We start from the raw sequence: 22,865 nt of genomic DNA, 5'->3' as shown, positions 1-22,865 counted from the left end.
GCATGGGCCGCATGATGCAACCTTGCCATACGCGAAAGTGGGGTTTATCCCCGTCGCGACTAGTATTCCGGAAGCGAGTTTGTTCATGAAAAGCCAAACCGATGCTGCCGGTAGATCCGCAGCCGAGGTAGTGACGCAATTGCCAGTGCCTTCGCGCCTGGGCATGCTGCGTTTCGAGCGGCTGAATGAAGCCAATTGGGCGCTATTGTTTCTCGATCCGAATTGCGAAAGGCAGTTCGGGCTGGCAGCTGTTGACCTTTGCGCCTTGATTGGATCCCCTTATGCCAGCCTCATGGAGCCGGAAGCACGTTATCAACTGCACGATGACATCCAGCTGCAACTGGCCTCTTCCCCGAATTACCTGATCCGCTACACCCTTCACAGCCCCAAAGGCCCCCTTGGCCTGCTGGAAATCGGCGAAGCGTACAAACAGCACAACCGGCATCTGTTACGTGGTTACTTTCTGATCGTCGAAGACCTTGTCACGACTGGCGAACCGGTCACGGACTCCGATCTGGAAACCCGCAACCTGCGACTGCAGATTGCCCTGGAACTCAACCAGCGCGCCCAGCGCGACCAGTTTGCCCACCTGGAACGCGTGCGCGCCCAGCAGGACCTGATCCTGCGCCTGACCCGACACCGCTACACCACGGCCAATACCTTGCTCGAAGCGGCAGAGCTGATCACCAAAAGTGCTTGTGATATTTACGATGTCGACCATGTCAGTATCTGGAACCTCAACGACAAACGCCTTGAGCCAATCACCGACTACAGCCGTGAAACTGGCGACTACCAGTCTCGCACGCCGGTGGATATCAGCCCCTACCCTACTTACCTGCAAGCGCTGAATACCAGCCGGGCGATCGACGCCAGCAATATCCAGACTGACCCACGCACCTGCGAAATGGCCAAAAGCCTGAATCCTGGAGAAACCAGAGCGGTGCTCGATGCCAGTATTCGTATCGACGGGCAGGTGATCGGCGTGCTGTGTCTGGAAGAGTCCGGCACGACACGCGAGTGGCAGTCCGATGAGATCGCCTTCGCCGGCGAACTGGCTGACCAGTTTGCGCAGGTCATCAACAACCATAACCGGCGGGCTGCGACCAACGCGCTGCACCTGTTCCAGCGCGCGGTCGAACAAAGCGCCAACGCCTTTCTGCTGGTCAACTGCAATGGCGTGGTCGAGTACGTAAACCCGAGTTTCACGGCGATCACCCAGTACAGCTCGGAGGAAGTCTCCGGGCACAAGTTGTCGGAATTGCCCGCACTGGAAAACCTCAACCAGTTGCTGCTGGAAGCCAACTCCAGCCTGACCAACAGCAACAGCTGGCAGGGCGAGTTCAAAAGCCGGCGCAAGAACCTCGAACCCTACTGGGGCCAGCTGTCGATTTCCAAGGTGTATGGCGACAATCGTGAGCTGACGCACTATATCGGCATCTACGAAGACATCACCCAGAGCAAGCTGGCCCAGCAGCGCATCGAGCGCCTGGCGTACACCGACAACCTCACCAATCTGGGCAACCGTCCGGCCTTTATCCGCAATCTGGACGAACGCTTTGCCCGCGACACCGATACGCCGATGAGCCTGTTGCTGGTCGACATCGATAACTTCAAGCGCATCAACGACAGCCTCGGCCACCAGACCGGTGACAAACTGTTGATCAGCCTGGCGCGGCGCCTGCGCAACACCTTGAGCCCGTCCGATGTATTGGCGCGCTTTGCCAGTAACGAATTTGCCGTACTGATCGACAACACCGATCAGGAAGCCGGACAGGCCACCGCCACACAAGTGCTGGCCACGCTGGACAAGCCGATGTTCGTCGACAATCAGCTGATCAGCGTCACCGGCTCGGTGGGTCTTGCCTGCGCACCGCTGCACGGTCGTGACCCGCAGACCCTGATGAAAAACGCAGGCCTGGCCCTGCACAAGGCCAAAGCCAACGGCAAACATCAGGTTCAGGTGTTTACCGAAGCATTGAATGCCGAGGCCAGTTACAAGCTGTTCGTGGAAAACAACCTGCGCCGCGCCCTGACCCAGAACGAGCTCGAGGTGTTCTATCAGCCCAAGCTGTGCCTGCTGACGGGTCGTCTGCTGGGCATGGAGGCGCTGTTGCGTTGGAATCATCCTGAAAAAGGCATGATCCGACCGGACCAGTTCATCAGCGTGGCCGAAGAGACCGGTCTGATCATCCCCATCGGCAAATGGGTCGCGCGTCAGTCCTGCCGCATGAGCAAGGACCTGACCGCTGCGGGGTTCGGTAACCTGCAGGTAGCCATCAATGTATCCCCCAAGCAGTTTTCCGACCCGGAACTGGTGTCATCGATTGCCGCCATCCTCAAAGAAGAAGAGCTTGACCCCTCCCTGCTGGAACTGGAGCTGACCGAGGGCCTGTTGCTGGAAGCGACAGAAGACACCCGCCAGCAACTGGACTCGCTGAAGAAACTCGGCCTGTCACTGGCCATGGATGACTTCGGGACCGGTTACTCGTCGTTCAGTTACCTGAAGAAATTCCCCATCGATGTGATCAAGATCGATCGCAGCTTCATCCGCGATATTCCGGATGATGAAGACGACATGGAAATCACCTCGGCGGTCATCGCGATGGCTCACAACCTCAAGCTCAAAGTGGTTGCCGAAGGCATTGAAACCGCGGCTCAGCTGGCCTTTCTGCGGCGCCATCGCTGCGATGTCGGCCAGGGCTATCTGTTCGACAGACCTATCCCCGGCGAAGAGCTGATAGAGAAGCTGAAGCGCTATCCTCGTCGCCCATCCGCCTGACAACCTTCCCTGCACCCCGCTCTCTCGGGCACACTGTCCGCCTGTTATTGCACGGCAGCACTTGTTTCTGCGTGTAACGGGACTTATGTATTTGTATTGATCATCCGTCCTGGCCCCGCTGCCGATCTCCACACGAGAGGATATGGTTCATGACTTTGCGCTCGGAAATTCTAGTGAACAAAAACGTACTGCCTACCGCCGAACAAGCACTGCCGGGTCGTGAAACACCTATGGCACTTCCGGAAACCCACTTCGTCAACGGCAATCCGCTGTTGGGGCCGTTTTCGAGCAATGTCGAATTCGCCATCTTCGGCATGGGTTGCTTCTGGGGCGCAGAACGTCGTCTGTGGCAACAGGACGGTGTGGTGAGCACTGTCGCCGGCTACGCAGGCGGGTTTACTCCGAACCCGACTTACGAAGAAGTCTGCTCCGGGCTGACCGGCCACACCGAAGTGGTACTGGTGGTCTACGAGCCAGCAAAAATCAGCTACGAAGACCTGCTCAAAGTGTTCTGGGAAGTACACAACCCGACTCAAGGCATGCGTCAGGGCAATGACATCGGCACTCAGTACCGTTCGGTGATCTACTGCACCACTCCCGAGCAGCTCGACGCCGCCAAAGCCAGTGCAGAGACCTTCCAGGCGGAACTGAACAAGGCCGGTCTGGGCAGCATCACCACCGAAATCGAGCAGGCACCGACGGTTTACTTTGCCGAAGCCTACCACCAGCAATACCTGGCCAAGAACCCACAGGGCTACTGCGGGCTGGGCGGCACGGGTGTGTGCATGCCGGCTTGAGACACGCCCCTGCCGGGGCGTCAGGAAACGGGCTTCTGCCCGGAGCGCGTAGGAGCGGACTTGTCCGCGATGGGCTGCGAAGCGGCCCCAAAACCGGCCACCTCGGCTGTATCTGATGCACCGAGGCAAGCGGTTTTGCTGCCGGTTCACGGCAGATCGCGAACCAGCGAAGCGTTGCACGGTACGCACCTACACGCCCTGCACAGTCTTCTGGGCTTGCCAGGATCTGTGTACAACGCTGAGTGCTCCGCATGGGCACGCAGTGATGGATGCAGGCAAGCCTACTCCGCAATTAACCAGTCCATCTTCCAGCCGCCCTGGGTCTGGCCCAGTTTCTGGGCGAGGTACGGCATCAGCTCGCGCAATTCTTCTTCCAGACCCCAAGGCGGGTTGGCGATGGCCAGGCCTGAACCGTTGAGGCTGGCCGGTGTGTCCAGCGGATGGACGAACAGTTCAACGCGCAACAGTTTGGGCGCGCCGGTTTCTGCCAGGTCCTGATAGAAGCGGCGCAGCAGGCGGGTATCCTTGATCGGGTACCAGATTGCCGCCACTGTCTGACGCATGCGCCCGATGGCTTCCTTGAGCGCAACCGCGCAACGCTTCATTTCATCGAGTTGCTCGAATGGCGGGTCGATGAGCATGACGGCACGCTTTTCCGCCACGGGCAGCAAGGCGCGCGGGACATGCCAGCCTTCCCCAAGATGCACCGCCACACGGCGGTCGCCTTTCATGTTCTCCTTGAGCAGACGCCCGTCTTCGGGGTGCTTCTCGTTGAGCAGCACACGCTCGCGCTCGCGAGTCAGGCGGCGAGCCAGCTCCGGCGAACCGGGGTAGTAGCGCAGCTCGCCATCCGGGTTCATGTCGTGCAGCACTTGCAGATAGTCGGACGTCAGCGCAGGCAGGTCCGTGGCGTTCCACAGACGGCCGATACCCTCCAGCCATTCTCCGGTGCGCGTGGCCTGATCGCCTTTGAGGTCGTACAGGCCGAGCCCGGCGTGGGTGTCGAGATAGGCGAACGGCTGCTCCTTGCGCGCCATCAGGGCGATCAGGCGAGTCAGGGTCAGGTGTTTGAAGACGTCGGCGTGGTTGCCGGCATGGTAGGCGTGACGGTAATTCATGGCAGCTCCTGGCAAGCTGCGCAGTTTAGCAAACCTGAGCAATGAACAAGAATTTGTAACGAATTTGCGGGACTGGTCTCTTTCACTTGAAGGAAATTTCCGAGAAACTCCCGGCCCCTTGTGCCTGCCTGTTTCGATCTCTACTCTGCGCCCGTCGCTGCATATTCAGCGGTGAGGATTAGTAGCCCTCGTCATCCAGGCGCATTGCGCCACCTTGTGCAGGTGCCCGTTCACGGCCTGCGCTTTTATGGTGGTCGTGCGTGGGGCATCTTTGGATGCACCGGGGTTCCTGGACCGGGCTACTACCTGCGCATGATCACCACCCTCGATTAGTAGCCGACGGTGATGGTCTTCTAAAACTCCAGGAGATACATCACATGCTAAAAATCGTCCCCGATCCGCCCCTCTTCACCGTCAGCGCCAACGTCAGCCAGGAAGACGCTCTGATGCATGCCAGCGACCTGCTGCGCTGCGCCGCCACCAGCGCCTGTGCATTCAGCGACAGCATGACCGGCACCCAGCGCGACATGACGCTTTCGATCATGCACCTGGTGGAAATGGCCAAGGTCATGGTCGACAGAACCATAGACAACCTGCAAACCGACTGACCGCATGAACTGAAAACGACACACTTGTAGCCAATCCTGCCACGCACGACAGGCAGGGGTTGCCCGCAGGCGGTTGTCCTTCCAGAATCGGAACAAGCCCGATCAAAGGAACAGACGTCATGATGCACGCGGATTTGATTGACCAGGAAGACCTGCTCGGCCAGCTCAGAGCCCTGGGCTTCGAAGCCCCCGGCGGCGCAACCGCTGAACAAGCCTGTGCAAACGCCGTCTGCGGCCTCAACGCCGAACGCGCGACCGCCTTGCGACGTCTGGTAGAACAACTTCTGACCGGCAGCGCCACCCTCCTCCCCGCCGTGCGTCAGGCCATCGACCAGCAACTGCTGCCCGCGCTGGCGGCTTATAAGCAGAGTCACAGTGGATCTTAGCCGGTAGGCGCCCTAAAGAACGTCTATCGTACCCATGCTCCGCGTGGGTATGCCGTTCGTGACCCTTTGCGCCACACAGTTTCAGGCGTGCTCAGTACTCAATCCGCACATCGCCCTTCGGCACGCTGCAGCAGGACAGAATGTACCCCTCTGCAACATCTTCGTCGGTAATGCCGCCGTTGTGCTCCATCTCGACTTCACCGCTCAGTTTCATGACCTTGCAGGTTCCGCAGATGCCCATGCCGCAGGCTTTGGGGATCATCAGGCCGAGTTTGGCGGCGGCGGCATGCACGGTTTCGCCCGGCCCGACGCGGATGCTCTTGCCAGTGTCGGTGAATTCCACCTGATGCAGGTCGGCGATGTCGATGTCGGGCGCGTCGGCGGCGATTTCGGCCTGCTCGACGGCGTCTGCCCTGGCCTCGGGCGGCGTCGCACCGAACGACTCTTCATGGTATTGCGCCATGTTGAAGCCGTTCTCCTGCAACAGACGCTTGACCGCTGTCATGTACGGCGTCGGTCCGCAACAGAACACCTCACGGTCCATGAAGTCCGGGGCCATCAGCTCGAGCATTTTCTGGTTCAGGTAGCCGCGATAACCGGCCCACGGCTCGCCCAGACCATGCTTTTCACAGACCAGGTGCAGGCTGAAATTGTCGATCCGCGAGGCCATGTGCTCCAGCTCGCGGTGGTAGATGATGTCTTTCGGTGAACGCGCGCTGTGCACGAAGACCATGTCGACGTTGGCGTTGGTGTCGTAGAACCAGCGCGCCATGGACATCACCGGCGTGATGCCGACCCCGCCGCTGAGGTAGAGAATCTTCGGGTTCGGGAAGTCGATGGCGTTGAACAGCCCGACCGGCCCGTGTACCGCCAGCTCCTGTCCTTCAATCAGCGTGTCATGCAGGTAATTGGAAACCTTGCCGCCCGGCACGCGTTTGACGGTGATCGAAAAACTGTACGGCACCGATGGCGAGCTGGAGATGGTGTAAGAGCGCATGATCGGCAGGCCGTCGATCTCCAGCTCCAGGGTCACGAACTGGCCCGGCTTGAAGAAGAACATGATCGGCTGGTCGGCCATGAAGCAGAACGTGCGCACGTCCCAGGTTTCCTGGATGACTTTGACGACACGTACCAGGTGACGCCCGTTGGCCCATGTCTGGGTCGTGACCGGGCTCAGGAAACTTTGGGACATACTCGATCTCCACGGCCGACTGTCGGCCTCTCATGCTGCGGATTCTGCGTAACGCGCGAGACGGCCATTTACCTATCAACGACATTCACGTACTTACCGCGACCAGCCCCGCGCAACAAGGCCTGTCGCGTCGGGAACGGATGCGGCCATGTCGCCCATGGATAAGGTTCGCTGCGCGCCCGGCTCCACACTCGCCACCAAGGGTCATAAGCATGGTCGACTGATCTATCGTCATGCGTGAAACGCGATCACACCCGTATCAGCCACATTCGCAGGCCGCCCATGCCGCGGTCATGAGGGATTTAATCGATGGACGTCACCGCAACCTTGAGCCTGGGCGATCCGCTGGAACCTGCACGCAAGGCCACTGCCGAGATGCTGCAGAATCGCGAGCGCACGTACTCGCTGCCGCAGCCTTTCTACAGTGATGAGCGACTGTTTGAAATCGACATGCAGGAAATCTTTCACAAGGAGTGGCTGATTGCCGGGATGACGTGCGAAATCCCGACCAAGGGCAATTACCTGACGCTGCAGATCGGCAAGAACCCGATCCTGGTCGTGCGCGGCCCGGACGGTATCGTCAACGCATTCCACAACGTATGCCGCCATCGCGGCTCGCGCCTGTGTACTGCCGAGAAAGGCAAAGTCGCCAAACTGGTTTGCCACTATCACCAGTGGACCTATGAGCTGGACGGTCGTCTGCTGTATGCGGGCACTGAAATGGGCGACGACTTCGACATGAAGCAGTTCGGCCTCAAGCCGGTGCACGTCAAGACCGCAGGTGGCTACATTTTCATCAGCCTCGCGGAAAACCCGCCTGCCATTGACGAGTTCCTCTCGACGCTGCGGCACTACATGGAACCGTATGACATGGAGAATACCAAGGTGGCCGTGCAAACCACCTTGATGGAAAAGGCCAACTGGAAGCTGGTGCTGGAAAACAACCGCGAGTGCTATCACTGTGGCGGCTCGCACCCTGAATTGCTCAAGACGTTGCTGGAATGGGACGACGTCACCGACCCGCGTGCCGATCAGGCCTTCAAGGATCATGTGGCCGCGTCTGCTGCTGCGTGGGACGCCGAGAAAATCCCGTACGCCCACGCCAGTTTCGGCCTGCGTAACCGTATCGTGCGCATGCCGCTGCTCAAAGGCACCGTGTCGATGACCATGGACGGCAAGGTCGGCTGCAAGAAACTGATGGGCCGCATTCAGAACCCTGACCTGGGCTCGATGCGTATTCTGCATTTGCCGCATTCCTGGAACCACTGCATGGGCGATCACATCATCGTCTTCACGGTGTGGCCGATCAGCGCGCAGGAAACCATGGTCACCACCAAATGGATTGTCCACAAGGATGCGGTCGAAGGCGTGGATTACGACGTTGAGCGTATGCGTCAGGTCTGGGACGCCACCAATGATCAGGACCGTCGTCTTGCCGAAGAAAATCAGCGCGGCATCAACTCCAGCGCCTATCAACCCGGCCCTTATTCGAAAACCTATGAGTTCGGCGTGGTCAACTTCGTCGACTGGTACAGCTCGCGCATGCTGGAAAACCTTGGCGCAGAACCTGCGCCGTATTTGAAGGGTGTGGCGGTGAATCACGAATAGAGATTGCCCCCGCCAACGCGACCCATCAAGTCAGACTCACTTCATTCACGAAGTGAGTCTGAACTGACCACGCCGACACAAAAACCCTCGCGCCGATACCGTCATTTCTGACAGTTACCCAAAAAAATCTTTCGTGATCAACTCCCGTTGCAGTCAATCCAACGGACGGAGACACGGACCATGCTCAGCCCAAAAAACATTAATCAATATAAAAATAAAACAGTCGATGCAGCCTCGGCCATGCCGGACATAAGAGGCAAAAAGATTCTCATGGGGTTCTGGCATAACTGGCCTTCCGAACCCGGTCAAGGTTACCAGCAAGGCCTGTTCAAAGAGATGGCGCTGACCGACATACCCGAGGCGTATAACGTCGTGGCCGTGGCCTTCATGAAAGGTGCCGGCATTCCTACATTCAAGCCTTATAACCTGAGCGATGCTGCGTTTCGCGCCCAAGTGGCAGCACTGAATGCACAAGGACGTGCGGTGCTGATTTCTCTTGGCGGGGCTGACGCGCATATTGAGCTATATACCGGTCAGGAAGATGCACTGGCCTATGAAATTATTCGTCTGGTTGAAACCTATGGCTTTGACGGCCTGGATATCGACCTTGAACAAGCTGCGATTACCTTTGCCGATAACCGGACCGTATTACCCGCTGCGTTGAGGATGGTGCGCGAACATTACGAGACAGAAGGAAAGCACTTCATTATCAGTATGGCCCCCGAGTTCCCCTACCTGAGGGCCAGCAAAAAACTGCCGATATTGAAAGAGATCACGACGTATTTTCCTTTCCTGAAAGAATTTGTAACCTTTCTCGACTCCCTGAGATCCGGCGGTGCCTACCTTGCTTACATCAATGCGCTGGAAGACATCTATGACTTTATCGCGCCTCAGTATTACAACCAGGGCGGCGATGGCATATGGGTCGATGAGCTGAACCTGTGGGTCACTCAAAACAACGACGCCCATAAGAAAGAGTTTCTTTACTACCTGACCGACAGCTTGATCCACGGTACGCGTGGCTTCACTAAAATTCCGGCCGACAGGCTGGCCATTGGTCTACCGACCAACAATGACGCCGCCGCCACCGGTTACGTGGTCGATCCGCAGGACGTCAAGGATGCACTGCAAGAGCTGGAAGACACCGGCAACCCGATTCGCGGGCTGATGACCTGGTCGGTCAACTGGGATGCCGGGAAAGACAAGGATGGCAAGGAATACAGCTGGGAGTTCGTGAACCGCTACGGTTATCTCACCAGTGGTGAAACGCCCGTACCGGACAAGCCTTCAGTACCCACTGACCTCAGATCAACCGAGCAAACCCCAACGTCGGTGAAACTGGCCTGGTCGCTTTCGGAAGGCACGAACCCGGTTCTGAAATATGAAGTGCTCCGTAACGGCACTCTCTTCTTTACGGTGAGCCGTCCTGACTTTGAAGATACCGGCCTTCAGCCCGGCACCACGTACAGCTACCAGGTACGTGCCATTGATGTCATGGACAACACCTCGGCATTCTCCACAGCGATCAGCGTGAGTACACAGGCAGGGAGCGGCGGTGGTGCGAAACCGACAACACCGGTCTTGAGCCTGTCAGGCGTCACCGATAAAAGTGTGTCGCTGACATGGACAGCGTCTACCAGCGATAGCCCAATCAACAGGTATCAAATTGACCGGGACGGCTGGCCTACTAAAGCGCTCAGCGGTGAAACGTATGCGTTTACCGATGAAGAACTCACCCCGGGCCGTACGTATAAATACCGCGTTGTGGCAAGAGACGAAGAACTTCAATGGTCAGAGGTCAGCAACCTAATAGAAATCACAACCGATTCGGAACCCCATAAACCTTCATTGCCTGTCGACTTCAGGTCAACCGGGCGGACCACCACATCGATAACGCTGGACTGGAGTGTTTCGACGGATGCCAGCGGTCCGTTTCACTATGAGCTGTTCCGCAAGGGTGTTTCGATAGGCGAGGGCAAAGCTCCTCCCTTCACCGACGAAGGCCTTCTGCAAAGCCGCCTTTATGATTATCACATCATCGCGACCGACAGTATGGGTAACAGCTCAGGACCCTCTGAAAAACTTCTGGCCACTACAGACTCCGAGGCGTCCAATGATCGACCTGCGCCACCGGGCAACTTGCGTCAGACAGGTGAGACCACCACCAGTGTTTCACTGGCATGGGATGCACCTGCAGGGGGTACTGCCGTTGACGTCTACCGTGTCTACAGTTTCGACGCGCCTGCTGTGACCGTCGATTCAACCGTACTGACTTTTACCGTCAGAGGCCTGACCCCAGGCAAGACCTATCAGTATCTGGTCGGTGCACGCGATAAAGATCTAGAACTGTCTGGGCCCAGCAACGTTGTGCAGGCCACGACCAGCGAAGCATTGCCTGAATGGGACGATGATACTGACTACGTGAAGGGGAATAAGGTGATGCATGCGGGTGCCTCTTACATCTGCATCAATTCTCACCATTCACAACCAGACTGGGCGCCGGGCACCGTGCCGACGTTATGGGCACCCTGGACCGAGCAAGCAGGCGGCAGAGGTTTCCGCGACTGGCCCAAAGAATGGCAGTGAGCCTCATGCGTACCGGCTCTGGCTCGTAAACAGACGGTGACGATGTCATAACTGAACGACTTATCCACAGCGCCCAAAAAGCGTTTATGGATAAGTCGTTTTTTCATGGGCCTTGAAATAGTCAGGACAACAACGACTTACCATGGAACACCTAAGTCACAGAGCCTGTATGTTTTTTAACCAAATCTCTGTAGAGCTTCATTTCATTGGGCTACAGACGAGCACGAACACCTTATCCACAGAAACGCCAACAGACTTTGGGTACAACTTCGTCCCAATCACACGGCCTGCTGTGGACAACGTATAAAATGGCTGAAAAACCACCCGAATGAACCAACGCTGCACGCAAAACCCTGCTTTGATCATTTTTCATACAAAACCCTCAAAGCCTTTATTTACAAGGCTTGCAGGCAATCACAAACAACTTGTCCACAAGCACGCGCACAGAGATTGTGGGCAAACCCAGTGGCTGGCAGATGGCAGTGCGCATTTATCCACAAAAAAATGCAATGAAAATAAAGAGTTAGATTGATCGTTTTTTGAACACCACTCCAAAAGCCACGTTCTACAAGCCCTTCAGACGTTCACGAACACATTATCCACAGGCACACGCACAGGGATTGTGCGTAAGTCTTCCCGAAAAGGATATTGGTCAAGGCCGTACAGGCGTGACGTTCAAACGAGCCATTTTGCTACCCATCACCATTTCGAGTTTCAACCGCCGTTACGGAAACGCGGATGTCAAAGTCGAGGTCAGCAATGGCGGTGATCTGGACGGGAGTATTTCGTATGCCTACTTCCAGCCTCTCTCCGAGCAGAAAGGCAAACCGCCCACCAAAGAGGGCAGCACAAGACCTTAGCCTTACTTTACGACGCCCTCATCGATCAACAGCTTCAGAATCGCGGCTGCGCCCTCTTCAGGGCGCAACCCCTTGAGCACTTGGCCCCCGCCGCCACTGGCCTTGGCAGTGGCGGCTTTCATGCGATCAGCGCCGCTCTTGGCTTTGATGACCTTCAAGCGTTTGGGCCGCGGTCTGGCTGGCTGCAGCGCTTGATCCGTCAACAACTCATCGGCCACTACCTGAACGCTTTCGGTGTCCAGCGTGCCACGCTGTGCGGGTCCGAATGCGCTCTGTCGAGGTTTGGGAGCGGCGTTATCCACAGTGGCCAGAAACGGCAGACGAACCTTCAGCCGGCGACGCTGGCCGCGAGGCAGAGCCTGCAACACCAGTGCGGTGCCGTTGTTCAACGACTCGACTTCAGCCAGACCGGTCACCAGTGGCCAGCCCAGCCTCTCAGCCAACAGAAAGGGCAGCATCCCCGACCCTTCACCGGTTTCAGCCTGACTGCCGGCCAACACCACCTGCGCGGCAGAATCCCGGAGGTAGTCAGTCAACGCAATCAGCGCATCGGCGCCCTCGGGTTGCTCCAGCACATGCAGCTCGTTGAGCCCCATGCCAAGGTAAGCGCGCAGCGCCGGTTCTTCGGCATTGCCCGCGTGCAGTACCTGCAAGTTATCCCCAGCCAGCTGCAAACCAAGCTCGACGGCCCGCGCATCCTGTTCGGCGCGCCGCGCACGACCTGATGTCGGGTGCGCCCCGATGGACACCAGACTGATGATCTGTACCGCATGCTTATCCACAGACACTTCAGGCTGCATCACGCTTACCTCCGCTGCGCCAGGCTTCGACTGCGGCGATCAGCGCCGTAAGTACTTCGGCGCTTTCGCCGATGACCGATAGATCAGCGCGCTTGACCATGTCGCACCCCGCATCCAGATTGATCGCAATGACCTTGTCACAGGCGCCGATGCCCTGCAGATGCTGGATGGCCCCGGAAATACCGACGGCGACATAAACCCTTGCGGTCACCCAGGTGCCACTCGCGCCTACCTGCCGCTCGCGGCCCATGAAACCATCGTCCACTGCGACCCGCGACGCCCCTTCGGTGGCCCCGAGTGCCGAAGCGGCCTGATGAAACAGATCCCAGTCTTTGACACCATTGCCGCCAGACAGAATGAATTCGGCCTCAGCCATGGGGATAACTCCGGGATCGACGGCAACCGCTCCCAGGTCCTCTATACGCGGCAGGCTGCGCGCCACGCCTGTGGACAACTCGACCGGCACTACCTCATGACGGGTATCGCTGACCGGTTCAGCGCACTCTACAGCGGCCAGAATCAGACGGGGCAGAGGCCGAACCAGGTCTTCGCGACCGGCACCTGCGCGACTTATGCACAGCTGGTCCTTGACCTGCCAGACCCGCGTTGCAGGTCGCTCGCCGATGCTGGCGGCAAAACGTCTTCCCAGTTCGCCACCGCCGGTGCGGCTATCCGGTAGCAGCCAGTGGCGCGGGTTGAACTGGTTATCCACAGCTCGCAAACCCTGCACGCGCTGTTCCGGTGAATAACCGTCGAACCCGGCACCATCGATAACTAATAACCGATCCACGCCAGCAACGTCGAAAGCAGTTTCCTTGTGTTCGCCGAACACCACCGCCAGCACGGCACCGTCGGCCCCCGCCAGCTGACACGCCAGCCCCAGCAAGTCGCGGTCGTGGCTGCTCAGGCGGCCGCCGACCATATCGGGCACCACCGTGATATGGAACGCTGGCTCGACGATGGTATGCAGCGGCAACTGCACGTCGGCAGCGGCCGAACGCTTGACCGTGCCGCCCTGCTGAGCGCCGCTACGGTCGATACGCTTGATGCCGTTGGGACCGATAAAACCCAGGCCATGCACGTTCTTGCGCATCAGGCCGTTCGGCCCCATCCAGCGGCTCTGCGCAGGCTGCATGGCCGCATGCAGTGGGTGCAGTCGATTGCGGGCAATCCACTCGGCGCGTGGATCACGGCGGATAATGTCACTCATCAGAGCACCTCCGCGGGTTCACGTTTGGCAGGCGCTGGCGTGTTGGGGATAACTTCCTCAATCAGCGCATCGGCGACCAGTTCGGCAATGTCCTTGATCAGTGGTCGCGGCTCGACAACGCCTTCGAGCATGGCTGTGCACTGTGGACAACCTACCGCAACCAGCTCGGCAGCCGTCTCACGAATGTCGTCCATGCGCATGTCAGGAATCCGCTGTCTGCCGGGAATGTCAGTGATGGGCGCGCCACCGCCGCCACCGCAGCAGCGGGAGCGAAAGCCCGAGCGCTGCATTTCCCTGATCTCGATCCCCAGCGCGCGCAGCACTTCACGCGGCGCCTCGTATTCGCCGTTGTAACGGCCCAGGTAACACGGATCGTGATAAGTCACGCTGGCGCCTTTGTGCTGGCCCAGCGTCAGGGCGCCGCTGCGCACCAGCTCGGCCATAAAGGTGCTGTGATGCTGCACCTGATAGTCACCGCCAAAAGCGCCATATTCGTTTTTCAGCACATGAAAGCTGTGCGGGTCGCAGGTCACGATACGTTTGAAATCGTAACGGGACAGGGTCTGAATGTTGCGTCGGGCGAGCATCTGAAAGGTCGCTTCATCACCCAACCGCCTGGCCACATCACCGCTGTCGCGTTCTTCGAGGCCCAGCACGGCGAAATCCACCCCGGCCGCCTTGAGGACTTTGACGAACGCGCGCAGGGTGCGTTGATTACGCATGTCGAACGCGCCATCACCGACCCAGAACAGCACATCCACGGTTTTTTTCTCGCTGAGTAATGTCAGGCTCAGATCGGCCGCCCAGTTCATTCGCCCGCCCGGTGCAAACCCGCCGGGGTTGTCGGTGGCGATCAGGTTGTCCAGCACCTCGGCGCCCTTGTTCGGCGTAGCGCCCTTTTCGAGGGTCAGGTGGCGGCGCATGTCGACGATGGCATCGACGTGCTCGATCATCATCGGGCACTCTTCGACACAGGCTCGGCACGTGGTGCAGGACCACAGCGTTTCGGCGTCCACCAGCCCGTTGACGATGGGCTGATGCGGATTACCACCATGCTCGCCCAGTGGCTTGCCTTTGCCGTCCAGCGATGGATAGGGACTGCCGGCAAATTTTGCGTCGGTGCCCCCGGCAAGACCGACCACCATGTCCTGAATCAGCTTTTTAGGGTTGAGTGGCTGGCCTGCGGCAAACGCCGGGCAGGCCGCCTCGCACTTGCCGCACTGCACGCAGGCGTCGAAGCCCAGCAGTTGGTTCCAGGTGAAGTCCTGAGGTTTCTCCACGCCCAGCGGTGCGGTTCGATCGTTCAGGTCCAAAGGTTTCAGGCCCGTGGAACGTCCACCACCAAAACGCTCGGCACGCCGGTGCCAGGCCAGGTGCAGCGCCCCGGCGAAGGCGTGCTTCATCGGCCCGCCCCAGGTCATGCCGAAAAACAGTTCGCTTACGCCCCACAGCACGCCCAGCCCGAGAACAGCGACCAGCACCCATCCGCCGAAGTGCTCGGGAAGAATGCCCGCCACTGGCAACGTGACCAGAAAGAAGCTCGCGGAAAACGCCATGAGGCTTTTCGGCAGGCGCATCCACGGGCCTTTCGACAGACGCGCAGGCGGGTTGAGACGACGACGATAGACAAACACCGCACCGACAAACATCACCGCCGTCATCAACAGCAGTGCGTAACCAAGCACGCGGCTATGCACACCGAAACCGTGCACCAGAATCGCCAGCACAATCGAGGCCACCGCTCCGCCCGCTGTGGCCACGTGGGTGTTGGCGATGTATTTGTCACGCGCGACCACGTGATGCAGATCGACCATGTACCGCTTGGGCATGGCCAGCAGACCACCCAGCCAATCGACTTTCGAGGACCGACCGTTGCGCCACAGGGTTGCCCGCCGCCAGGCGCCCAGCGCCGCAAGGGCCAGGGCGCTGAACAGCAGGATCGGAAGAAGGGTGTCTAGCATCTGAAGCTCCAGGTACCAAGCGGTCTTGCAGTCCGGGTGACGCTTCGTTGATTCGCAAAAACCGTGGATCAGACAGCCCGCATGTCGGCTGATCTATCGCATTCGCGAACCCGTTCGCTCCCACGGCCTGCGGCCGGAATCAAAGACAGGCGAGCCTTAAAAGTCCTTGCACAGCCGCAAGCCGTCATAGATCGCCGCGTGGGTATTACGCTGCGCCACGCAATCACCGATACGAAACAGCAGATAACCGTCACCCGGCTGGCTCAACGATGGCTGTGGCTGAATGGCGAACAGCGCATCGATATCGATCTGGCCCTTGTTGCGCGAGCCTTCCTTGAGCGCGTAGTAGATCGCTTCGTCGGGACGCACGCCGTTTTCCACCACCACCTGATCGACGACCCGCTCTTCCTTGGCGCCGGTGTATTCGTTTTCCAGCACCGCCACCAGCTTGTCGCCCTCGCGATAGACCTTTTCCAGCATCATGTCGCCGGTCATGATCACTTCCTTGGGGTACATGCTGCGGTAATAGGTCGGGAACGAGGTTCCGCCAATCGCCACGCCCGGCTTGATGTCATCGGTGACGATTTCGACCTGGCAGCCCTTGTCGGCCAGAAAATCGGCCACCGACATGCCGGTGAACTCGCAGATGGTGTCGTAGACCAGCACGTTCTTGCCGGGCGCCACCTTGCCGTCCAGCACATCCCAACTGCTGACCACCAGGCCTTCAGCCGCCCCCCAGTGTTCGTTCTGCTCAAGAAACGGGTGACCGCCGACCGCGAGCACCACGATGTCGGGCCGCAGATCGAGAATGGTTGCCGCATCTGCTGCGGTGCCCAGACGCAGGTCGACTTTCAGGCGCGCCAGCTCAAGCTGGAACCAGCGCGTGATGCCGGCAATCTGGTCGCGCTGCGGTGCCTTCGATGCGGTGGTGATCTGCCCGCCGATGAAGTCCTTTTTCTCGAACAGGGTCACGTCATGTCCGCGTTCGGCAGAGACCCGTGCGGCTTCCATCCCGGCAGGACCAGCACCGACCACCACGACCTTGCGCCTGGGTCCGGCGGATTTCTCGATGATGTGCGGCACGCCCATGTATTCGCGGGACGTGGCGGCGTTCTGGATGCACAGCACATCCAGCCCTTGATACTGGCGATCGATGCAGTAGTTGGCACCGACGCACTGCTTGATCTGGTCGATCTGGCCCATCTTGATCTTGGCGATCAGGTGCGGGTCGGCAATGTGCGCGCGGGTCATGCCGACCATATCGACATAGCCACCTTCCAGAATTCGCGTTGCCTGGTTCGGGTCCTTGATGTTCTGCGCGTGCAGCACCGGGGCCTTGACCACTTCCTTGATCCCGGCCGCCAGGTGCAGGAACGGCTCCGGTGGGTAACTCATGTTCGGAATAACGTTGGCCAGGGTGTTGTGGGTGTCACATCCCGAGCCCACCACGCCGATGAAATCGATCATGCCGGTGTCGTCGTAATACTTGGCGATCTGCTTCATGTCCTCGTGGCTTAGGCCATCGGGATGAAACTCGTCGCCACAGATGCGCAACCCTACGCAGAAGTCGGGGCCGACTTCCTTGCGCACCGCCTTGATCACTTCCAGGCCGAAGCGCATGCGGTTCTCGAAACTGCCACCCCATTCATCGGTGCGCTTGTTGACCCGCGGGCTCCAGAACTGGTCGATCATGTGCTGATGCACCGCCGACAACTCGACGCCATCCAGACCACCGGCCTTGGCACGCGCCGCAGCACTGGCGTAGTTGCCGATCACCCGCCAGATTTCCTCGGGCTCGATGGTTTTGCAGGTTGCCCGATGCACCGGCTCGCGAATGCCCGACGGCGACATCAGGGTCGGCCAGTGATCGCCATCCCAGCGCGAGCGACGGCCCATGTGGGTAATCTGGATCATGATCTTGGCGCCATGCTTGTGCATGGCGTCGGCAAGGTTCTGGAAGTGCGGGATGATTCTGTCGGTTGCCAGGTTGACCGATTTCCACCAGCCTTGCGGGCTGTCGATGGCCACGCTTGAAGAGCCGCCACAAATGGCCAGGCCGATGCCGCCCTTGGCTTTTTCCTCGTAGTACTTCACGTAACGATCCGTGGTCATGCCGCCATCGGTGGCGTAGACCTCGGCGTGCGCAGTGCTCAGCACGCGATTGCGGATGGTGAGCTTGCCGATCTGGATCGGCTGGAACATCGCTTCGAAAGCCATAACCCGATCCTCGATTTACAGCGGCTTGACGACAAACAGACCGTCGTCATGACCGTCTTCGGAACCACCGTAAACCTGCTCGGCAACCGTACGCACAGCGCTGCCACTGGCAGCGAGGATCTGATCCATGGCCCCGGCGAACCAGCCGGTGAACATGTAATCGACCTTGCGCCCGACCTTGCCGTAGACGTACACGAAACAGGAGTGCTCCAGCTTCACACTGGCAGTGCCTTTCTCGACGTCGATGTCCTGGATCTTGAACAGGCCCCAGCCACGCTGCGACAGACGCTTCATGTAGTGCTCGAACACCGCAACGCCTTCCAGGCCGTGGCATTCGGCTTCCTTTTCGCACCAGTGCCAGGCGGACTTGTAACCCGCCTTGTAGAGGATGTCGGCGTAGGCATCGGCGCCCAGCACTTCTTCGATGCCCATGTGGTTGTTGACGAAAAAGTGCCGGGGCACGTACAGCATCGGCAACGCATCGGAGGTCCAGACGCCGGTTTCGCTGTCGACTTCGATGGGCAGTTGCGGGGCGATTTTAGCCATGGCGGTCAAACTCCAGATGATTCGGTCTACACCCACCGCTCGAAGGGCCGTGGGGGTTCAATTCGATAAGGTATGGCGGGCGGGTTACTCGCCCCAGACGTCGGCCAGAACGTTGACCCAGTTCTCGCCCATGATCTTGCGCACCACGCGTTCGGAGTGACCGCGCTTGAGCAGCGTTTCAGTCAGATTGGGAAACTCGCCAACGGTGCGGATGCCCAGCGGGTTGATGATCTTGCCGAAGTTGGTCAGGCGGCGGGCGTAGCCCTTGTCGTGGGTCAGGTACTCGAAAAACTCCTGGCCGTGACCCTGAGTGAAGTCAGTGCCAATGCCGATGGCGTCTTCGCCGACGATGTTCATGACGTATTCGATGGCTTCGGCGTAATCGTCAATGGTCGACTCGATGCCCTTGGCCAGGAACGGCGCGAACATGGTCACGCCGACAAAACCGCCATGATCGGCGATGAACTTCAGTTCGGCGTCGGACTTGTTGCGCGGGTGTTCCTTGAGGCCGGAAGGCAGACAGTGTGAGTAGCAGACCGGCTTTTTCGATTCGAGAATGACTTCTTCCGAGGTTTTCGAGCCGACGTGGGACAGGTCGCACATCACCCCGACACGGTTCATTTCAGCGACGATCTCACGACCGAAACCCGACAGCCCGCCGTCGCGCTCGTAGCAGCCCGTGCCCACCAGATTCTGGGTGTTGTAGCACATCTGCACGATGCCGACGCCGAGCTTCTTGAAGATCTCGACGTAGCCGATCTGGTCTTCATAGGCGTGTGCGTTCTGGAAGCCGAACAGGATGCCGGTCTTGCCCAGTTCTTTGGCCTTGCGGATGTCGGCTGTGGTATGCACCGGCATGACCAGGTCGCTGTTTTCGCGCATCAGTTTCTGGCTGGTGCAGATGCTGTTGATGGTCGCCTGAAAGCCCTCCCACACCGACACGGTGCAGTTGGCCATGGTCAGGCCGCCCTTGCGCATGTCTTCGAACAGCTCGCGGTTCCACTTGGCGATGATCAGCCCGTCAATAACGATGCTGTCGGCGTGTAATTCGGCTGGGCTCATCAGGCTGTCCCCTTTTTGATTGCGGTGCGCCGAATCGGCTGTCGGCGCTAATGGGGTCAGCATATGCCGGAGGGTCAGGGGAACCGGGTGCAAAAACGACAGGGGGTTTGCCGAAAGCGTCAAGATGCGACAAAGGGGGACGGCGAGTCGTCGGGCGATGTCGTAAACCTGTTCAATGTCTCACGCTTGAGACAGAATCGAGCCTATCAATGGATCGGAGCGACTCGATGAAAACGTTTTTGCTGACCCTGGCCCTTATGACGACGGCCGTGACAGGCGTACACGCCGCCCAGAATCCGGACGCGTCGCCCTGCGACGGTGTCGAGGACGACAAGCAGACCCTGGAATGCTCGGCCTACAGCCGCACCACTGCCGAACAGTTGCTCAAGGAAAACTTCGACAACCTGCTCAAGCGCGTTCAGTCGCAGTTCGTCGCCAACAAGACGCAGTTCAACGACTTTACCAGCAAACTCAAGACCGCCCAGCAAGCCTGGGAGAAGCTGCGTGACGCCGACTGCGCGGTTGAGGTCTTCCCTTCTGCAGCAGGCAGCAAAGCCTTCACTATCAGCGAAAACGACTGCATTGCGCGCATGAGTGACGAGCGCTCGGAGTATCTGGAGTCGATAGCGCAGGAATAACGTCTACGATGAGATAACCTGCCTCTTTATATGAACGAGCTCATCAGGTTTTCTCATGATTATTTGCGGTGTAGAAATCAAAGGCAGCGAAGCCATCTTCGCCCTCGCCACTCGACGTAATGGCGGCATCGAGCACTTGCCGCTCGCCACCAAGAAGCTTGCGCTGGAGGACGATGACGAGGCCGCCAACGTCAAAGCCTTCTCCACGCAACTCGCCGGTTTCGTGCGTGAAAACGGCATCAGCCATGTGGTTATCAAGAAGCGCAGCAAGAAAGGCGAATTCGCTGGCGGCCCGACCACCTTCAAGATCGAAACCATCTTTCAACTGATGTCTGATTGCAACGTGGTGCTGATCTCGCCGCAGACCGTTAATGCGCAGAACAAGAAACACACCTTCGCCCTGCCCGACACCCTGAACAAGTATCAGCACGAAGCGTACAAGGCGGCGTGTGCGGGTGTGATGAAGAGCGTTTAAGCCTTTCGAGAGAGGACGCAGAGCGTCCAGAGCGTCCAGAGCGTCGCACGATAGCGGGGATTATCGTTCCTCACGCTCCAGCGTGGGAATGCAGTTCGTGACGCTCCGCGTCACATTCATTCGCCGCGCAGTTACGTTTGACCCGACATAAAAAAACCCGCATTTCTGCGGGTTTCTTCAATGCTCAATCAACTCAGTTGACCTTGGCATCCAGCTCGCCACGCGCGTAGCGTTCGAACATGGCGTCCAGGGAGATCGGCTTGATCTTCGAGGCGTTGCCAGCGGTGCCGAATGCTTCATAACGGGCGATACATACGTCACGCATGGCCACAACAGTCTTGGCCAGGTACTTGCGCGGGTCGAACTCGCTCGGGTTTTTGGCCATGAATTCGCGGATCGCACCGGTCGATGCCAGACGCAGGTCAGTATCGATGTTGACCTTGCGCACGCCGTGCTTGATGCCTTCAACGATTTCTTCGACCGGCACACCGTAGGTTTCTTTGATGTCGCCGCCGAACTCGTTGATGATTTTCAGCCATTCCTGTGGAACGGACGAAGAACCGTGCATCACCAGGTGAGTGTTAGGGATGCGCTTGTGGATCTCTTTGATGCGCTCGATCGCCAGGATGTCGCCGGTAGGCGGCTTGGTGAACTTGTAAGCGCCGTGGCTGGTGCCGATGGCGATGGCCAGGGCATCGACCTGAGTGCGCTTGACGAAGTCAGCGGCTTCTTCCGGGTCGGTCAGCATCTGGCTGTGATCCAGAACGCCTTCCGCACCCACGCCGTCTTCTTCACCAGCCATGCCGGTTTCCAGCGAGCCCAGCACGCCCAGCTCGCCTTCCACGGAAACGCCGCAGGCGTGAGCGAAGGACACAACGCGACGGGTCACGTCAACGTTATAGTCGTAATCGGCCGGGGACTTGCCGTCTTCACGCAGCGAGCCGTCCATCATCACCGAGCTGAAGCCCAGCTGGATCGAGCGCTGGCAGATGTCAGGGCTGGTACCGTGGTCCTGATGCATGACCACCGGGATGTGCGGGAATTCTTCGATCGCGGCGAGGATCAGGTGACGCAGGAACGGCGCACCGGCGTATTTGCGGGCACCGGCAGAAGCCTGGACGATCACCGGGGAGTCGGTCTTGTCGGCCGCTTCCATAATGGCGCGCATCTGTTCCAGGTTGTTTACGTTGAAAGCTGGAACGCCGTAGCCGAATTCGGCTGCGTGGTCCAACATCTGGCGCATGCTGATAAGTGCCATTGTCTGTGTCTCTCCCGGTAGGGTCGTTAGTCGAGCAAGCCTGCCGTAGTGGCGGCTGCCATTCAAGTTATAAGCTCAGCCACAAGGCTGCGCGTGTGTGCCCGAGATCCGACTTATCTGGCCTTGCAGCCGCGACCGATCAGATCGTTGGTAGCGTCCCAATAGATCAGGCCCTCGCTACCCTTGTTGACGAATGCCAACACATTGTTGCTGTACAGCGTACCGCTGGCAGCGCCGGGTTCAGCCTTGAGCCTGAACACCTGATCGCTTTGATTCAGACGAACATCGACTTCCTTTTTGGCCGAGTCGATGTAGCGCCAGTTGACCTCTGCATTGCTGTCACATACCCAGCGATTCCAAGGGTCATTCTGCTGCGGTGAACTCATGCTCGAACAACCGCCAAGCACTGCCAACACCCCGAGGGCAATCACGCCTTTCATTACGTCTCCTGGCTGCCCTGCGAAACGCGGCGTGTGCCGTTCGTTTCAACTGTCAGGGGCAGTTCTGTTCCTGTTTTCGGTCATCGGCCGGCTCACCGGTGACATGTGCCTCAACCCGTTGACTGTTTTCAGTCGTTGGCACATTCACGGCGGCCGGGCTGAATATCTGACAGGTCTTGGCACGCGAGCCAGAACCGGTACAACCAGCCAGTACAATGCAGCTCATCAGAGCCAGGGCAGCGATCTTCATGGCGAAACTCCTTTCCCGGAAAAATATCCACCCTTTAAAGACCGCTGAAGCCCGTCAATGTTGCCAACGGGTTT

Annotated in this window: 19 protein-coding genes; 8 read left to right on the top strand and 11 right to left on the bottom strand. The window is 58.8% G+C overall.

Annotated features, from left to right (window positions below):
- Positions 1 to 85: 85 nt before the first annotated feature.
- Together BLR16_RS21050 and msrA are read left to right on the top strand one after the other, a co-directional pair.
- Positions 86 to 2,779, top strand: coding sequence for a bifunctional diguanylate cyclase/phosphodiesterase (locus BLR16_RS21050; RefSeq protein ID WP_003372574.1), 2,694 nt, complete (start codon positions 86 to 88; stop codon positions 2,777 to 2,779).
- 149 nt (positions 2,780 to 2,928) lie between these two features.
- Complete coding sequence (msrA, locus tag BLR16_RS21045) at positions 2,929 to 3,576, top strand: peptide-methionine (S)-S-oxide reductase MsrA (protein WP_003432504.1); 648 nt, start codon at positions 2,929 to 2,931, stop codon at positions 3,574 to 3,576.
- A 281-nt stretch (positions 3,577 to 3,857) separates the two neighbouring features.
- Here msrA and BLR16_RS21040 read toward each other — a convergent pair whose 3' ends face one another.
- Positions 3,858 to 4,694 carry a 23S rRNA (adenine(2030)-N(6))-methyltransferase RlmJ gene (locus BLR16_RS21040; RefSeq protein ID WP_072366965.1) on the bottom strand — a complete coding sequence of 279 codons (837 nt, stop codon included), beginning with the start codon at positions 4,692 to 4,694 and terminating at the stop codon, positions 3,858 to 3,860.
- 377 nt (positions 4,695 to 5,071) lie between these two features.
- Between BLR16_RS21040 and BLR16_RS21035 the strand changes: the two genes are divergently transcribed.
- Positions 5,072 to 5,302 (top strand): DUF6124 family protein, encoded by a 231-nt coding sequence (locus tag BLR16_RS21035; RefSeq protein WP_074807247.1) that lies wholly within the window; start codon positions 5,072 to 5,074, stop codon positions 5,300 to 5,302.
- Between the two features lie 119 nt (positions 5,303 to 5,421).
- The gene (locus BLR16_RS21030; RefSeq protein WP_003393668.1) at positions 5,422 to 5,688 is read left to right on the top strand and encodes a hypothetical protein; all 267 of its coding nucleotides are present in this window, start codon (positions 5,422 to 5,424) and stop codon (positions 5,686 to 5,688) included.
- Between the two features lie 91 nt (positions 5,689 to 5,779).
- Here the strand turns inward: BLR16_RS21030 and gbcB are convergent, their stop codons facing one another.
- The gene (gene gbcB / locus BLR16_RS21025) at positions 5,780 to 6,880 is read right to left on the bottom strand and encodes a glycine-betaine demethylase subunit GbcB (RefSeq protein WP_003372583.1); all 1,101 of its coding nucleotides are present in this window, start codon (positions 6,878 to 6,880) and stop codon (positions 5,780 to 5,782) included.
- 309 nt (positions 6,881 to 7,189) lie between these two features.
- Here gbcB and gbcA point away from each other — a divergent pair, with 309 nt between their 5' ends.
- A complete protein-coding gene (gbcA, locus tag BLR16_RS21015) occupies positions 7,190 to 8,488 on the top strand; it encodes a glycine-betaine demethylase subunit GbcA (protein ID WP_058397142.1) in 1,299 nt (432 codons plus the stop codon).
- Positions 8,489 to 8,668: 180 nt separating this feature from the next.
- The gene (locus BLR16_RS21010) at positions 8,669 to 11,074 is read left to right on the top strand and encodes a fibronectin type III domain-containing protein (protein ID WP_074807244.1); all 2,406 of its coding nucleotides are present in this window, start codon (positions 8,669 to 8,671) and stop codon (positions 11,072 to 11,074) included.
- A gap of 862 nt (positions 11,075 to 11,936) precedes the next feature.
- On the opposite strand, the gene BLR16_RS21000 is transcribed toward BLR16_RS21010, so the two are convergent.
- The 6 genes from BLR16_RS21000 to BLR16_RS20975 form a co-directional block, all read right to left on the bottom strand.
- Positions 11,937 to 12,734 (bottom strand): electron transfer flavoprotein subunit beta, encoded by a 798-nt coding sequence (locus BLR16_RS21000; RefSeq protein ID WP_074807241.1) that lies wholly within the window; start codon positions 12,732 to 12,734, stop codon positions 11,937 to 11,939.
- The gene (locus tag BLR16_RS20995) at positions 12,724 to 13,944 is read right to left on the bottom strand and encodes an electron transfer flavoprotein subunit alpha (RefSeq protein WP_074807237.1); all 1,221 of its coding nucleotides are present in this window, start codon (positions 13,942 to 13,944) and stop codon (positions 12,724 to 12,726) included. Before BLR16_RS20995 ends, BLR16_RS21000 begins: the two co-directional genes overlap by 11 nt.
- Entirely contained in the window at positions 13,944 to 15,905 is a 1,962-nt protein-coding gene (gene dgcB / locus BLR16_RS20990) for a dimethylglycine demethylation protein DgcB (RefSeq protein WP_074807233.1), read from the bottom strand. Before dgcB ends, BLR16_RS20995 begins: the two co-directional genes overlap by 1 nt.
- Positions 15,906 to 16,061: 156 nt before the next feature.
- Complete coding sequence (gene dgcA / locus BLR16_RS20985; protein ID WP_003432483.1) at positions 16,062 to 18,122, bottom strand: dimethylglycine demethylation protein DgcA; 2,061 nt, start codon at positions 18,120 to 18,122, stop codon at positions 16,062 to 16,064.
- Positions 18,123 to 18,137: 15 nt separating this feature from the next.
- A complete protein-coding gene (locus BLR16_RS20980) occupies positions 18,138 to 18,668 on the bottom strand; it encodes a DUF5943 domain-containing protein (RefSeq protein WP_003432482.1) in 531 nt (176 codons plus the stop codon).
- Between the two features lie 84 nt (positions 18,669 to 18,752).
- Entirely contained in the window at positions 18,753 to 19,730 is a 978-nt protein-coding gene (locus BLR16_RS20975; protein WP_003372603.1) for a dipeptidase, read from the bottom strand.
- Positions 19,731 to 19,957: 227 nt separating this feature from the next.
- On the opposite strand from BLR16_RS20975, the gene BLR16_RS20970 reads away from it, so the two are divergent.
- Together BLR16_RS20970 and BLR16_RS20965 are read left to right on the top strand one after the other, a co-directional pair.
- The gene (locus tag BLR16_RS20970) at positions 19,958 to 20,368 is read left to right on the top strand and encodes a lysozyme inhibitor LprI family protein (protein WP_003405168.1); all 411 of its coding nucleotides are present in this window, start codon (positions 19,958 to 19,960) and stop codon (positions 20,366 to 20,368) included.
- 55 nt (positions 20,369 to 20,423) lie between these two features.
- Positions 20,424 to 20,843, top strand: a complete 420-nt coding sequence (locus BLR16_RS20965; RefSeq protein ID WP_003372607.1) for a DUF3010 family protein — start codon at positions 20,424 to 20,426, stop codon at positions 20,841 to 20,843.
- A gap of 193 nt (positions 20,844 to 21,036) precedes the next feature.
- On the opposite strand, the gene fba is transcribed toward BLR16_RS20965, so the two are convergent.
- The 3 genes from fba to BLR16_RS20945 form a co-directional block, all read right to left on the bottom strand.
- A complete protein-coding gene (gene fba, locus BLR16_RS20955; RefSeq protein WP_003372623.1) occupies positions 21,037 to 22,101 on the bottom strand; it encodes a class II fructose-bisphosphate aldolase in 1,065 nt (354 codons plus the stop codon).
- Between the two features lie 113 nt (positions 22,102 to 22,214).
- Entirely contained in the window at positions 22,215 to 22,541 is a 327-nt protein-coding gene (locus BLR16_RS20950) for an MliC family protein (RefSeq protein WP_003320832.1), read from the bottom strand.
- 52 nt (positions 22,542 to 22,593) lie between these two features.
- Positions 22,594 to 22,791 (bottom strand): hypothetical protein, encoded by a 198-nt coding sequence (locus BLR16_RS20945; RefSeq protein WP_003372626.1) that lies wholly within the window; start codon positions 22,789 to 22,791, stop codon positions 22,594 to 22,596.
- Positions 22,792 to 22,865 lie beyond the last annotated feature (74 nt).

This window comes from Pseudomonas sp. BS3767, assembly GCF_900099665.1.
GTDB classification, from domain to species: domain Bacteria; phylum Pseudomonadota; class Gammaproteobacteria; order Pseudomonadales; family Pseudomonadaceae; genus Aquipseudomonas; species Aquipseudomonas cerasi.
The sequence above is the reverse complement of the archived record's forward strand: the minus strand, read 5'-3'. Positions and strand labels throughout refer to the sequence as shown.

Excerpts from the sequence above, each read along its gene's own strand:
- BLR16_RS21050 (WP_003372574.1), top strand. The coding sequence starts at position 86 with ATGAAAAGCCAAACCGATGCTGCCGGTAGATCCGCAGCCGAGGTAGTG.
- msrA (WP_003432504.1), top strand. The coding sequence starts at position 2,929 with ATGACTTTGCGCTCGGAAATTCTAGTGAACAAAAACGTACTGCCTACC.
- BLR16_RS21040 (WP_072366965.1), bottom strand. The coding sequence starts at position 4,694 with ATGAATTACCGTCACGCCTACCATGCCGGCAACCACGCCGACGTCTTC.
- BLR16_RS21035 (WP_074807247.1), top strand. The coding sequence starts at position 5,072 with ATGCTAAAAATCGTCCCCGATCCGCCCCTCTTCACCGTCAGCGCCAAC.
- BLR16_RS21030 (WP_003393668.1), top strand. The coding sequence starts at position 5,422 with ATGATGCACGCGGATTTGATTGACCAGGAAGACCTGCTCGGCCAGCTC.
- gbcB (WP_003372583.1), bottom strand. The coding sequence starts at position 6,880 with ATGTCCCAAAGTTTCCTGAGCCCGGTCACGACCCAGACATGGGCCAAC.
- gbcA (WP_058397142.1), top strand. The coding sequence starts at position 7,190 with ATGGACGTCACCGCAACCTTGAGCCTGGGCGATCCGCTGGAACCTGCA.
- BLR16_RS21010 (WP_074807244.1), top strand. The coding sequence starts at position 8,669 with ATGCTCAGCCCAAAAAACATTAATCAATATAAAAATAAAACAGTCGAT.
- BLR16_RS21000 (WP_074807241.1), bottom strand. The coding sequence starts at position 12,734 with ATGCAGCCTGAAGTGTCTGTGGATAAGCATGCGGTACAGATCATCAGT.
- BLR16_RS20995 (WP_074807237.1), bottom strand. The coding sequence starts at position 13,944 with ATGAGTGACATTATCCGCCGTGATCCACGCGCCGAGTGGATTGCCCGC.
- dgcB (WP_074807233.1), bottom strand. The coding sequence starts at position 15,905 with ATGCTAGACACCCTTCTTCCGATCCTGCTGTTCAGCGCCCTGGCCCTT.
- dgcA (WP_003432483.1), bottom strand. The coding sequence starts at position 18,122 with ATGGCTTTCGAAGCGATGTTCCAGCCGATCCAGATCGGCAAGCTCACC.
- BLR16_RS20980 (WP_003432482.1), bottom strand. The coding sequence starts at position 18,668 with ATGGCTAAAATCGCCCCGCAACTGCCCATCGAAGTCGACAGCGAAACC.
- BLR16_RS20975 (WP_003372603.1), bottom strand. The coding sequence starts at position 19,730 with ATGAGCCCAGCCGAATTACACGCCGACAGCATCGTTATTGACGGGCTG.
- BLR16_RS20970 (WP_003405168.1), top strand. The coding sequence starts at position 19,958 with ATGAAAACGTTTTTGCTGACCCTGGCCCTTATGACGACGGCCGTGACA.
- BLR16_RS20965 (WP_003372607.1), top strand. The coding sequence starts at position 20,424 with ATGATTATTTGCGGTGTAGAAATCAAAGGCAGCGAAGCCATCTTCGCC.
- fba (WP_003372623.1), bottom strand. The coding sequence starts at position 22,101 with ATGGCACTTATCAGCATGCGCCAGATGTTGGACCACGCAGCCGAATTC.
- BLR16_RS20950 (WP_003320832.1), bottom strand. The coding sequence starts at position 22,541 with ATGAAAGGCGTGATTGCCCTCGGGGTGTTGGCAGTGCTTGGCGGTTGT.
- BLR16_RS20945 (WP_003372626.1), bottom strand. The coding sequence starts at position 22,791 with ATGAAGATCGCTGCCCTGGCTCTGATGAGCTGCATTGTACTGGCTGGT.